This window comes from Burkholderia sp. LAS2, assembly GCF_018417615.1.
Lineage (GTDB): Bacteria > Pseudomonadota > Gammaproteobacteria > Burkholderiales > Burkholderiaceae > Burkholderia > Burkholderia sola.
In genome coordinates, this window is the sequence record NZ_CP071052.1 from 3,041,296 (window position 1) to 3,053,713 (window position 12,418).

At 68.0% G+C, this 12,418-nt stretch carries 12 protein-coding genes; 7 read left to right on the forward strand and 5 right to left on the reverse strand.

Going from position 1 to position 12,418, the window contains the following annotated elements:
- Positions 1-39: 39 nt before the first annotated feature.
- A complete protein-coding gene (locus tag JYG37_RS14080; RefSeq protein ID WP_124631388.1) occupies positions 40-1,287 on the reverse strand; it encodes a lactonase family protein in 1,248 nt (415 codons plus the stop codon).
- A gap of 166 nt (positions 1,288-1,453) precedes the next feature.
- Here JYG37_RS14080 and JYG37_RS14085 point away from each other — a divergent pair, with 166 nt between their 5' ends.
- Complete coding sequence (locus JYG37_RS14085; protein WP_050016342.1) at positions 1,454-3,283, forward strand: glycoside hydrolase family 15 protein; 1,830 nt, start codon at positions 1,454-1,456, stop codon at positions 3,281-3,283.
- Between the two features lie 212 nt (positions 3,284-3,495).
- Positions 3,496-4,986: a polyhydroxyalkanoate depolymerase gene (locus JYG37_RS14090; protein ID WP_050016341.1), complete on the forward strand. Its 1,491-nt coding sequence runs from the start codon at positions 3,496-3,498 to the stop codon at positions 4,984-4,986.
- A 110-nt stretch (positions 4,987-5,096) separates the two neighbouring features.
- Here the strand turns inward: JYG37_RS14090 and JYG37_RS14095 are convergent, their stop codons facing one another.
- Positions 5,097-5,729 (reverse strand): TetR/AcrR family transcriptional regulator, encoded by a 633-nt coding sequence (locus tag JYG37_RS14095; protein ID WP_050016340.1) that lies wholly within the window; start codon positions 5,727-5,729, stop codon positions 5,097-5,099.
- Positions 5,730-5,991: 262 nt separating this feature from the next.
- Here JYG37_RS14095 and rsxB point away from each other — a divergent pair, with 262 nt between their 5' ends.
- Positions 5,992-6,903 carry an electron transport complex subunit RsxB gene (gene rsxB, locus JYG37_RS14100; protein WP_089488705.1) on the forward strand — a complete coding sequence of 304 codons (912 nt, stop codon included), beginning with the start codon at positions 5,992-5,994 and terminating at the stop codon, positions 6,901-6,903.
- Positions 6,900-7,544 carry an endonuclease III gene (nth, locus tag JYG37_RS14105; RefSeq protein WP_050018105.1) on the forward strand — a complete coding sequence of 215 codons (645 nt, stop codon included), beginning with the start codon at positions 6,900-6,902 and terminating at the stop codon, positions 7,542-7,544. The genes rsxB and nth overlap by 4 nt, the downstream gene beginning before the upstream one ends.
- A 103-nt stretch (positions 7,545-7,647) precedes the next feature.
- On the opposite strand, the gene JYG37_RS14110 is transcribed toward nth, so the two are convergent.
- Entirely contained in the window at positions 7,648-8,577 is a 930-nt protein-coding gene (locus JYG37_RS14110) for a DMT family transporter (protein ID WP_050018106.1), read from the reverse strand.
- Between the two features lie 199 nt (positions 8,578-8,776).
- On the opposite strand from JYG37_RS14110, the gene JYG37_RS14115 reads away from it, so the two are divergent.
- Positions 8,777-9,244: a DUF1841 family protein gene (locus JYG37_RS14115; RefSeq protein ID WP_371090871.1), complete on the forward strand. Its 468-nt coding sequence runs from the start codon at positions 8,777-8,779 to the stop codon at positions 9,242-9,244.
- A gap of 106 nt (positions 9,245-9,350) precedes the next feature.
- On the opposite strand, the gene JYG37_RS14120 is transcribed toward JYG37_RS14115, so the two are convergent.
- Positions 9,351-9,710, reverse strand: coding sequence for a c-type cytochrome (locus JYG37_RS14120; protein ID WP_006478193.1), 360 nt, complete (start codon positions 9,708-9,710; stop codon positions 9,351-9,353).
- 40 nt (positions 9,711-9,750) lie between these two features.
- On the reverse strand, positions 9,751-10,110 hold the full coding sequence (locus JYG37_RS14125) for a c-type cytochrome (RefSeq protein ID WP_006478192.1): 360 nt from the start codon (positions 10,108-10,110) through the stop codon (positions 9,751-9,753).
- 244 nt (positions 10,111-10,354) lie between these two features.
- Here JYG37_RS14125 and JYG37_RS14130 point away from each other — a divergent pair, with 244 nt between their 5' ends.
- The gene (locus tag JYG37_RS14130; RefSeq protein WP_213345511.1) at positions 10,355-11,197 is read left to right on the forward strand and encodes an AAA family ATPase; all 843 of its coding nucleotides are present in this window, start codon (positions 10,355-10,357) and stop codon (positions 11,195-11,197) included.
- 21 nt (positions 11,198-11,218) lie between these two features.
- The gene (locus JYG37_RS14135) at positions 11,219-12,394 is read left to right on the forward strand and encodes a vWA domain-containing protein (RefSeq protein WP_050018108.1); all 1,176 of its coding nucleotides are present in this window, start codon (positions 11,219-11,221) and stop codon (positions 12,392-12,394) included.
- The last annotated feature ends 24 nt before the right edge of the window (positions 12,395-12,418 follow it).

The window sequence follows — 12,418 nt, forward strand, 5'->3', positions numbered from 1 at the left end:
GCCGCGCCCTTCTTGCATCGACCGGGAATCGGCCGCGATTTACTGCGCGACCGGCACCAGCTTGAAGTCGACCGGCTTGCCGACCGCGACCTTCTGCGGATTCGCGCCGAGCTGCCCCGTTTCGACATCGCGACTGAACACGTAGAACGTGTCGCTGTCCTGGTTGCCGACGATCAGCCACTTGCCGGTCGGGTCGATCAGGAATTCGCGCGGCGTCTTGCCGAGGCTCGACTGGCGGCCGACGCGCTTCAACCGGCCGTCGGCCTGGTTCACCGCGTAGATCACCAGGTCGTTCGCGTCGCCGCGGTTGCTCGCGTACAGGAAGCGGCCGTCCGGCGACAGGTGGATCGCGCCGCCGCCGACCTTGCCCTTGAAGCCCGGCGCCGTCATCGGCACCGTCTCGACCGGCGTCAGCTTGCCGTCGCGATAGCCGAACACCTCGACCGACGCGTTGAGCTCGCTCGTCACATACGCGAAGCGGCCGTCCGCGCCGAACACCATGTGACGCGGGCCGGAGCCTGCCTTCACCGGCGTGTAGCGCGTGTCGGTCGGGCTGATCAGCCCGCGGCTGCCGTCCACCGTGTAGCGGTAGCCGTAGATCTTGTCCGCGCCGAGATCTTGCACGAACAGGTAGCGGCCGTCCGGCGAAAACACCGTCGAATGCACGTGCGCGCCGTCCTGGCGGCCCTTCACGGGCCCGGTGCCTTCGTGGTGGACCGCCAGCACGGCCTGGCCGGCCGCGCCGTCGTCGCGCAGCGGAAACACCGCGAAGCTGCCGCCCGGGTCGGCCGCGACCGAGTAGTTGGCGGTCACGAGGTACTTGCCGTCCGGCGACAGCGCGAGATAGCAAGGGTCGTTCCCTTCCGACGATACACGCTCGATGAAGCTCAGCGCGCCCGTCTTCGCGTCGAAGCGGAACGCGCTGACGCCGCCGCGCTGCGTCGCGGGCCCGTCGTCGCCGGGGAGTTCGTTGACCGCGTAGACGGTGCGACCGTCGCGGCTCGGCAACAGATACGACGGATTCACGGTCTTCGCCGACGATACCGGCGCGACGCTGCCGGTTTTGGTATCGAAGCGATAAACGTAGATCCCGTCGCTGCCGCCACCCGTATAGGTGCCGACGAGCAGGTTGTAGACGCCGTCGGCCGGGGCGGACGATTGCTGCGCGAATGCGTGGGTCGCGGACAGGGAAAGCACGATCGCGAAACCTTTCATCCAGTGAGCGAACCTAAGCGGCAACCCTCGTGTCGAAGCGCGTGCGTCACGCTCCCGTAAACGGTTGGCCATTGAATCCTCCTTGCATCGAGTCGCTTCAAGTGTTGAGATAGGACGAAACGCCGGCCGTTCATGCGCTCCGCCGCCCGGCCGAGTATACGGGGCGCGGCGCCCGGGCGTGAAGTCCGGGCCGCCGACGTCCGCATTGTGAACTCGAATACCCAAGGATCGCCTGCCCATGCCCGCCCTGATCGAAGACTACGCCCTCGTCGGCGACGGCCACACGGCCGCGCTGATCGCAAAAGACGGCTCCGTCGACTGGCTGTGCTGGCCCCGCTTCGATTCGGGCGCCTGCTTCGCGGCGCTGCTCGGCACGCCCGAGCACGGCCGCTGGCTGCTTGCTCCGGCCGCCGACGCCGCGATCACGCACACGACACGCCGCTATCGCGGCGACACGCTGATTCTCGAAACCGATTACGAAAGCGCCGACGGCGCCGTCACCGTGATCGACTTCATGCCGCCCGGCAACGGCTGGTCCGAACTGGTGCGGATCGTCGTCGGCCGCCACGGCACGATGAAGATGCGCATGGAGCTCGTGTTGCGCTTCGACTACGGCTTCTCGATTCCGTGGGTCACGCAACTGACCCGCGAGGACGGCATGAAGGCCATCGCGGGCCCCGATACCGTCGTGCTGCGCACGCCGGTGCCGCTCACCGGCAAGAACCTCCATACGCTCGCGGAATTCACGGTGAGCGCCGACGAGCGCGTGCCGTTCTCGCTCGGCTACGCGGCGTCGCACATGCGGCTGCCGCCGGCGCGCGACCCGCTGTCGATGCTCGCGCGCACCGAGAACTACTGGCTCGAATGGTCGGGCCGCTGCCAGGTGCAGGGCCGCTACGCGGCCGCCGTGCGCCGCTCGCTGATCACGCTGAAGGCGCTCGCGTACGAGCCGACCGGCGGCATCGTCGCCGCGCCGACCACCTCGCTGCCCGAGAAGATCGGCGGCAACCGCAACTGGGACTACCGCTACTGCTGGCTGCGCGACGCGACGATCACGCTGCTCGCGCTGATGCGCGGCGGCTACTACGACGAGGCGCGCGCGTGGCGCACGTGGCTTGGCCGCGTGATGGCCGGCTCGCCCGAGCAGATCCAGATCATGTACGGGATCGCCGGCGAGCGCCGGCTGCCGGAAATGGAGCTCGACTGGCTGCCCGGCTACCAGGATTCGCTGCCGGTGCGCGTCGGCAACGGCGCCGCGAACCAGCTCCAGCTCGACGTGTTCGGCGAGGTGATGGCCGCGCTGCATCTCGCGCGCGTGGGCGGCCTGCAGGCCGACGACACGGTCTGGTCGGTGCAGTGCGCGCTGCTCGACCACCTCGAGAAGATCTGGCAGGAACCCGACGAAGGGATCTGGGAAACGCGCGGCGGCCGCCGCCATTTCACGTTCTCGAAGGTGATGGCGTGGGTCGCGTTCGACCGCGCGATCAAGTCGGCGGAAATGTTCCGGCTGCCCGGCTCGCTCGACCGCTGGCGCGCGCTGCGCGAGCGGATTCATGCGGACGTCTGCGCGAACGCGTGGCACGAAGGCAAGCAGGCGTTCGCACAGAGCTACGGCAGCGACGAGCTCGATGCGAGCGTGCTGCTGCTGCCGCAGCTCGGCTTCCTGCCGCCGGAAGACCCGCGCATCGTTGGCACGGTCGACGCGATCGAACGGGAATTGCTGCACGACGGGCTCGTGATGCGCTACCGCACGACCGAATACGACGACGGCCTGCCGCCGGGCGAAGGCACGTTTCTCGCGTGCAGCTTCTGGCTGGTCGACAGCTACGCGCTGCTCGGCCGGATCGACGACGCGCATCGGCTCTTCAGCCGGCTGCTCGCGCTGTCCAACGACCTGGGCTTGCTCGCGGAGGAATACGACCCGGTGGCCGGGCGGCTCGTCGGCAACTTCCCGCAGGCGTTCTCGCACGTGGCGCTCGTGCATACCGCGATGAACCTGATGCACCATGAAGACGCGATGGCGCGCGCGGCCGGCCAGCCCGCGCCGGCCGTGGCCACCGGCCGCTGAGCGGCGGCGCGGGCCCTTGTTCATAGATCGTCAAATCGCAAAAATTTGATGAAAAAACCGGGAAATGTTGCATTGCACAAACGATCGTTGTCCGATATGATCGACGAGATTGTCCGGCTGCAATGCAACATGGCCGGCCGCTGACCCACACGGCACGCCGCGACGCCTCACGCCGCCCTTGCGCACCGTCCCCCCACGCGGGAGTAGCCTGCATGCTTTACCAACTGCACGAATTCCAGCGGGCGATGCTGAGCCCGCTCACGGCCTGGGCCCAGGCCGCGTCGAAGTCGTTCGCGAATCCGTCCAGCCCGTTCTCGCTGATGCCCGGCGCGCCGCGGATGGCGGCCGCCTATGAGCTGATGTATCGGCTCGGCAAGGATTACGAAAAGCCGGAATTCAACCTTCATCAGATCGTCAAGGACGGCCACAACATCCCGATCGTCGAGCAGACGATCATCGAGAAGCCGTTCTGCCGGCTGCTGCGCTTCAAGCGCTATTCGGACGATGCCGACGCCGTCACGCAACTGAAGGACGAACCGGTCGTGCTGGTCTGCGCGCCGCTGTCGGGCCACCACTCGACGCTGCTGCGCGACACGGTGCGCACGCTGCTGCAGGATCACAAGGTCTACATCACCGACTGGATCGATGCGCGGATGGTGCCGGTCGAAGTCGGCCCGTTCCACCTGCACGACTACATCGCGTACATCCAGGAATTCATCCGTCACATCGGCGCGCGCAACCTCCACGTGATCTCGGTATGTCAGCCGACGGTGCCGGTGCTCGCGGCGATTTCGCTGATGGCGAGCCGCGGCGAGGACACGCCGCTCACGATGACGATGATGGGCGGCCCGATCGACGCGCGCCGCAGCCCGACGTCGGTGAACTCGTTGGCCACGCAACACTCGACCGCGTGGTTCGAGAACAACGTGATCCACACGGTGCCCGCGAACTATCCGGGCGAAGGCCGCCAGGTGTATCCGGGCTTCCTGCAGCACACGGGCTTCGTCGCGATGAACCCGGAGCGCCACGCGCAATCGCACTGGGACTTCTACCAGAGCCTGCTGCGCGGCGACGAGGACGACGCCGAAGCGCACCGCCGCTTCTACGACGAATACAACGCGGTGCTCGACATGGCCGCCGAGTATTACCTCGAGACGATCCGCGTCGTATTCCAGGAATTCCGGCTCGCGGAAGGCACGTGGGACGTCGAGGGCGAGCGCGTGCGTCCGCAGGACATCAAGCACACCGCGCTGATGACGATCGAGGGCGAACTCGACGACATCTCGGGCAGCGGCCAGACGCACGTCGCGCACGAGCTGTGCACGGGCATCCCGCAGGACGACCGCCGCAGCCTGACCGCCGAGAAGTGCGGCCACTACGGGATCTTCTCGGGCCGCCGCTGGCGCACGATCATCTATCCGCAACTGCGCGACTTCATCCGCGAGCATGCGCCGGAGCCGAAGAACGGCGCGACGAAGTTGCCCGTCGATGCGCAGGATGCGACCGCGATCGGCGTCGTGCCGGCCGCCAAGCCGGAGCCGGAAACGGCGGTGCGCGTCACCGCCGCGAAACGCACGCGCGTGAAGGCGCCGGCCGTGACGGTCGCGCCCGCCAGGACGCCCGCCGCGAAGGCCGCGCCCGCGGCGAAACGCGCGGCAGGCAGCCCGCGCGCCAAAACCGTGCGGGCCCGCAAGGCCGCCTGACGCGCCGCATCCCGACGCAAAAACGCCGCCGTTGCTTCGCGCAACGGCGGCGTTTTTTTATTCGGCCGCGGCCGCGATGGGGCGGCTCGTCGGCTCCTGCGTTCGTCGCGTCAGCGCCGCAGCAGATAGGCGAGCAGCACCTCGGTGTTCATTCGGACCATCTCCGCGCGCTCGTCGGTGTCGGTGAAGTCGCGGCCGAGCGTCGCGGCGAGCGTGAAGCGGTTCGACACGATGTAGTAGCCGAGCCCCGACAGCGTCACGTAGAAGCGCAGCGGATCGACGTCGCCGCGGAACAGCCCCGCCCTCTGGCCGCGCATCAGCACGTTGCCGAGCTTCGCGACGATCGGCGACATCATCTCGCGAATCCGCGTCGACTTGTGCAGATAGCGCGCTTCGTGCAGGTTCTCGTTGTTGATGAGCCGGAGCAGCTCCGGATGGTCGCGGTAGTAGTCCCACACGAAATGCGCGAGCCGCGTGACGGCTTCGACCGGCGCGACGCCGTCGAGATCCAGCACGCGCTCGGCCTCCGTCAGCGCGGAGAACGCGTGTTCGAGCACCGCCGTGAAGAGCTGCTCCTTGCTGCCGAAGTAGTAATAGAGCATGCGCTCGTTCGTTTCGGCCCGGCGCGCGATCTGATCGACGCGCGCGCCGAACAGCCCGCCATTCGCGAACTCTTCGGCTGCCGCCATCAGGATGCGGCGGCGCGTGCCTTCAGGATCTCTTTTGATTTTTGGCTGATTCATGGTGGCGCTTTGCTATGTGAGCCGCTTGATTCGGACCGACACCCCACCGCCTCGGCGCCGGCCGCCCTGGAACGGGCGCGCCGCGGGCGGCCGCCCTCCTGCTGAGCCCCTGCAAAAAAGCGGTTCGATTATGCGCATAGACGGCGTCCGGCGCAATGCGGGAAATCGGCGATAATCGAGCTTTGGCAAACCTTTCCGGCCGCGCCCGACGCGGTCGAGAGCCATTCGGCGCCGCTGCGCCTGTTGTCAGCCTGTCGTCACCGTGACCGATTCCAAAACACTCGCGGATCGCATCGAAGATCTGCTTCCCCAGACGCAATGCACGAAGTGCGGCTATAACGGCTGCCGTCCGTACGCCGAGGCAATCGCCGCCGGCAACGCGAACTACAACCAGTGCCCGCCCGGCGGCGCCGAAGGCATCGCGCGCCTCGCGAGCCTGCTCGGCAAGCCGGTGATTCCGCTGAACCCCGTCAACGGCACCGAGCATCCGCGCGCGCTCGCGTTCATCGACGAAAACCTGTGCATCGGCTGCACGCTGTGCATGCAGGCGTGCCCGGTCGACGCGATCGTCGGCGCGCCGAAGCAGATGCACACGATCGTCGCGTCGCTGTGCACGGGCTGCGACCTGTGCGTGCCGCCGTGCCCGGTCGACTGCATCGCGATGCTGCCGGTGACCGGCGATCGCACGGGCTGGGACGCGTGGTCGCAGGAACAGGCCGACGCCGCGCGCGAACGCCACGACCTGCGGCTCGCGCGCCAGCGCCGCGAGCGCGAGGCCGCCGAAGCGCGCGCCGCCGCCCGCCGCGCGGCCAGCGCCGCGAAGCCGGCCGCGGAGGCATCGGCCGCGCGGCCCGGCTCGGCGGGCACGCCGGCCGCCGCACCGGCCGACGACGCCGAAGCGAAGAAACGCGCGATCATCGCCGCCGCGCTCGAACGCGCGCGCAAGAAGAAGGAAGAGCTGTCCGGGCAAGGCGCCGGGCCGAAGAACACCGAGGGCGTGAGCGCGGCCGTCCAGGCGCAGATCGACGCGGCCGAGGCGCGCCGCAAGCGGCTCGCCGAACAGCAGGCGCAGCGCGATGCCGACGCGGCCTCGGGCAGCAACGACCCCGACAACGACGCAGGCAGCGGCGATCCGGACGACCCGGCCGTGCCGCCCGACCAGAACGCTCCATGAACGCCAACAAACGACGCGCGATCTACGAAACGCTGCAGAGCCTCAATCCGCATCCGACCACCGAGCTCGAATACTCGACGCCGTTCGAGCTGCTGATTGCCGTAATGCTGTCCGCGCAGGCGACCGACGTGTCGGTCAACAAAGCGATGCGGAAAATGTTCCCGGTCGCGAACACCCCGCGACAAATCGTCGCGCTCGGCGAGGAAGGCGTCACCGAGTACATCAAGACGATCGGCCTCTATCGCACCAAGGCGAAGAACGTGGTCGCGACGTGCCGGATCCTGCTCGAGCGCTACGACGGCGAAGTGCCGGCCGATCGCGAAGCGCTCGAAGGCTTGCCGGGCGTCGGCCGCAAGACCGCGAACGTCGTGCTGAACACCGCGTTCGGCCAGCCGACGATCGCGGTCGACACGCATATCTTCCGCGTCGCGAATCGCACCGGGCTCGCGCCGGGCAAGGACGTGCGGGCCGTCGAGACCGCGCTCGAGAAGTTCACGCCGAAGGAATTCCTGCAGGACGCGCATCACTGGCTGATCCTGCACGGGCGCTACGTCTGCAAGGCCCGCCGGCCCGAATGCTGGCACTGCGCGATCGAGCCGCTGTGCGAGTTCCGGCCGAAGACGCCGCCGCCCAACGAGTGACGCGCGTCAGCCGCGACTGACGTATCCACGCATCGCACCGGCCGCTCGGGCCGCGCGCGATACCGGCCGGCGCCGTTGCGCGCCGGCGGCTTCCTCTTCCCCGTCATGCATTCGACGTCGCCGTCGCGTCGTCGGCGGCCGCGCCGCCCGCGCGCACGAGCGCCAGCACGGCCGCCAGGATCGCGACGCCGCCCGCCCACTGCAGCGGCGACAACGCTTCCCCGAACAGCAGCGCCGCGAGCGCGACCGTCACGACCGGTTCGAGCGTCGACAGCATCGACGTGCGTGCGGCCCCGAGCCGCTCGAGCCCGGAAAAGAACGCGAGCATGGCCGCGACCGTCGACACGAGCGCGATCGCGAGCATCGACGCCCAGCCGCCGGCCGTCGCGGGCCAGCGCGGCGGCGCGCCGAACGCCGCCGTTCGCATGACGGCGATCGCGACGAGCGTCGCGGTGGCCGACAAGCAGATGATCGCGGTGGTCGCGAGCGGATCGACGCCGCGCGTCGCCTTCGTGCCGCCGACGATGTACAGCGAGTAAATCACCGCGGCGGCCAGCGCGAGCGCGATTCCGAGCGGCTCGCCGTGCCCGCCGCCGACCATCAGCGCCGAGCCCGCGACGCACAGCACCAGCGCGACGGCCTTGGCACGCGTGAGGCGCTCGCCGAGCCACCACGCGGCCAGCAGCGTGACGAACGCCGGATACAGGTACAGCAGCAGCGCGACGAGGCTCGCCTGCGCGTGCTGCAGCGCGCTGAAATAGCAGAACGACTGGCCGACGTAGCCGAGCGCGCCCATCGCCACCAGCGGCGCGAGCGCCCGCCCGCGCGGCCAGGCGACGCGGCGGTGCCGCGCGATCGCCGCGAGCACCGCGCCGCCGATCGCGAAGCGCACGATCAACAGCCCGAGCACGTCGACGCCGGCCGCATACGCATAGCGGCCGAAAATCGCCATCGCACCGAATGCGGCGGCGGACAACGCGACGTAGAGCGCGCCCTGCAGCGCGGCGGACGAGGAGCGGACGATGGCGGTCATGATGAAAGATGAAAGCGGGCGAGCAACGCGCCGTGACGGGAATCGTCGGAGTGTAGCGGCGCGGCGGCGGCGAGCCTAGCCCGCGCTTACCCGTTGCGCGACGGGCGGCCGTAACACCCGCCCCGCCGCCCGCCTCCAGCCGCCCTGGTGGCCACCGCCAGCGCCGTCGGCCGCGCCGGCGTACAATGCGCAACGCGGCATGACGCCGCCCGAATCACGACGTTTCCCCACCATGTTCAATCCAAGCCGCGACGACGTGCGTCGCTTTTTCACCGAGACCTGGCGCAAGCAGCGCGCAGGCGAGATCCTGACGCCGCTGGAAGCGATCGCGGCCGACTGGATCGTCGAGCATCCCGAATACCACGACGAACTGGCCGACGCCGACGGCGCGGCCGCGCGCAACTACACGCCCGAGGAAGGCCGGACGAACCCGTTCCTGCACCTGTCGATGCACCTCGCGATCAGCGAGCAGCTGTCGATCGACCAGCCGCCCGGGATCCGCGCCGCGCACGACAAGCTGGCCGCGAAGCTCGACTCGACCCACGACGCGCAGCACGCGATCATGGAATGCCTCGGCGAGACGATCTGGGAAGCGCAGCGCACGAACACGCCGCCCGATACCGACGCGTACCTGCAGCGCATCCTGCGCCGCGCGTCGCGCGACTGAGTAGTGCCCCGGGGCCGGCACATCGACCTGCGCCGGGCCGCGGACAAAAAAATACCCCGCCGAGGCGGGGCATTCCTGCTGCGCGAGCCGCTGAGGCCCGTCGCGCTTACTTCTTGAACACGAGGTCGGTTTCCTTCAGCGACTCGATGTAGGACGCGATGTCCTTCATGTCGCTGACCGACAGGTTCTGGACCTGCGCCTGCATGATCGCGTTGTTGCGGCCGATCAGCGGGTTCGTCAGCCCCATCTGGTACTGGCGCATCGCCCACACGAGATAGTCGGCGTGCTGGCCGGCGAGGCGCGGGTACTCCGCGTTGATCGGCTTGTTCAGCTGCGCGCCGTGGCAGGCCGCGCAGTTGTGCGACTCGACCAGTTCCTTGCCCTTCGAGATGTCCGCTGCGTGCGCGGTACCGATCGCGAGGCCGGCCGCCAGTGCCACCGCCGCCGTCTTGAATGCGTTGTTCATGAATGCTCCTGTCCCGCCGGAGAGATCGGCGGCGCGCGCTTTACTTGTAGGGGTTGTCCTTCGTGTCGGCCTTCTGGGCGGCGTAGTACGCCGACAGATCCGCGATGTCCTGGTCGGTCAGCGAGCCGGCGATCGCATTCATCGACGGGAAGTGACGATCCTTCTTGCGGTAGGCCTTCAGCGCGTTCTCGAGGTATTGCTGGTTCTGGCCGCCGAGGACAGGCACCCGGTAGACCTCCGGGTACGCCGCGCGGTAGTCCTGGATGCCGTGGCAACCGATGCACATGGCGGCCTTGCTCGCCCCGTCCTTCGGGTTGCCGACCACACCGGCCGCCTGCGCGCTGCCCGCGAGCGCCACGAGCGCTGCGACAACGACGTGTTTGCCGACGAATTTGTTCATAGCTCTTGTAACCTAGCTTGAGGGGAAACTGGCGCCGAAGCGGCAACGGCCCGCGCCGTTTTGCTTGTCGGTCGCCACGCAGGCCAAAAAAAACGGCCAGATTGTACCGCGTCGGCGGGGAATGCGTCCATACGGCGCCCCGGCGGGCCCTGCCACAGCCCCGCAACGATACGCGGGCGCGGCCCGCCCGGACAGCCCTTCTGACTTATACTGGGTTTTTTTCCCGTTGAAGAAGAGCGCCGCCATGCGTTTCGAAGGGTCCTCGCAGTACGTCGCCACCGACGATCTGACGCTCGCGGTCAATGCCGCGCTGACGCTGCAGCGCCCGCTGCTGATCAAGGGCGAGCCCGGCACCGGCAAGACCATGCTCGCCGAGGAAGTGGCCGCCGCGCTCGGCATGCCGCTGCTGCAGTGGCACATCAAGTCGACCACCAAGGCGCAGCAGGGCCTGTACGAATACGACGCCGTGTCGCGGCTGCGCGATTCGCAGCTCGGCGACGCGCGCGTGAAGGACATCGCGAACTACATCGTCAAGGGCGTGCTGTGGCAGGCGTTCGACGCCGAGCAGCCGAGCGTGCTGCTGATCGACGAGATCGACAAGGCCGACATCGAATTCCCGAACGACCTGCTGCGCGAGCTCGACCGGATGGAGTTCCACGTGTACGAGACGCGCGAGACCATTCGCGCGAAGCACCGTCCGCTCGTCATCATCACGTCGAACAACGAGAAGGAGCTGCCCGACGCGTTCCTGCGCCGCTGCTTCTTCCATTACATCCAGTTTCCCGATCCGTCGACGATGCAGAAGATCGTCGCCGTGCATTTCCCGAACATCCGCGAGGAACTGCTGCGCGCGGCGCTCGAGAGCTTCTTCGAATTGCGCGGCGTGTCGGGGCTGAAGAAGAAGCCGTCGACGTCCGAGCTGCTCGACTGGCTGAAGCTGCTGCTCGCCGAGAACATCTCGGCCGACGCGCTGCGCAGTGCCGACGCGAAGCAGATCGTGCCGCCGCTCGCCGGCGCGCTGCTGAAGAACGAGCAGGATCTGAGCCTGCTCGAACGGCTCGTCTACATGAACCGGCACAACCGGTAACCCACCCGCGAAGGCCCGGCCATGCTGCTCAATTTCTTCTACGCGCTGCGCGCAGCCAAGCTGCCCGTCTCGGTGAAGGAATACCTGACGCTGCTCGAATCGCTGAAGGCCGGGCTGATCTCGCCGTCGATCGACGCGTTCTACTTCCTCGCGCGGATGACGCTCGTCAAGGACGAGCAGTACTTCGACAAGTTCGACCAGGCGTTCGGCGCGTATTTCCACGGCGTGTCCGCGCTGCCGTCCGAGGCGTTCGACATCCCGCTCGACTGGCTCGAGAAGCGCCTCGAGCGCGAGCTGTCGCCCGAGGAGAAGGCGCAGATCGAAGCGATGGGCGGCCTCGACAAGCTGATGGAGCGTTTGAAGGCGCTGCTCGACGAGCAGAAGGAACGCCACGAAGGCGGCAACAAGTGGATCGGCACCGGCGGCACGTCGCCGTTCGGGCACGGCGGCTACAACCCGGAAGGCGTGCGCATCGGCGGCCCGTCGAACGGCAACCGCACCGCGGTGAAGGTGTGGGAAGCGCGCGCGTACCGCGACTACGACGATTCGGTCGAGATCGGCACGCGCAACATCAAGGTCGCGCTGCGGCGGCTGCGCCGCTTCGCGCGCGAGGGCGCGGCCGAGGAGCTCGACCTGCCCGGCACGATCCGCAGCACGGCCGCGAACGCCGGCTGGCTCGACCTGCGGATGGTGCCCGAGCGCCACAACAACGTGAAGGTGCTGATGCTGCTCGACGTCGGCGGCTCGATGGACGACCACATCAAGCGCACGGAAGAGCTGTTCTCGGCCGCGAAGGCCGAATTCAAGCACCTCGAATTCTTCTACTTCCACAACTGCGTGTACGACCACCTGTGGAAGAACAACCGGCGCCGCCACTCCGAGCGCACCGCGACGTGGGACGTGCTGCACAAGTTCACGCCCGACTACAAGCTGATCTTCGTCGGCGACGCGACGATGAGCCCGTACGAAGTGCTGCAGCCCGGCGGCTCGGTCGAATACAACAACCCGGAAGCCGGCGCCGTGTGGCTGCGCCGCCTCGCCGACCAGTTCCCCCACCATGCATGGCTGAACCCCGAGCCCGAGCGGCTATGGGAATACCGGCAATCGGTCGCGATCATTCGCGACGTGCTCGGCCAGCGCATGTATCCGCTCACGCTCGCGGGCCTCGAAACCGCGATGCGCGCACTCAGCAAGTAACGACACCCACCCGCAGATACCCAG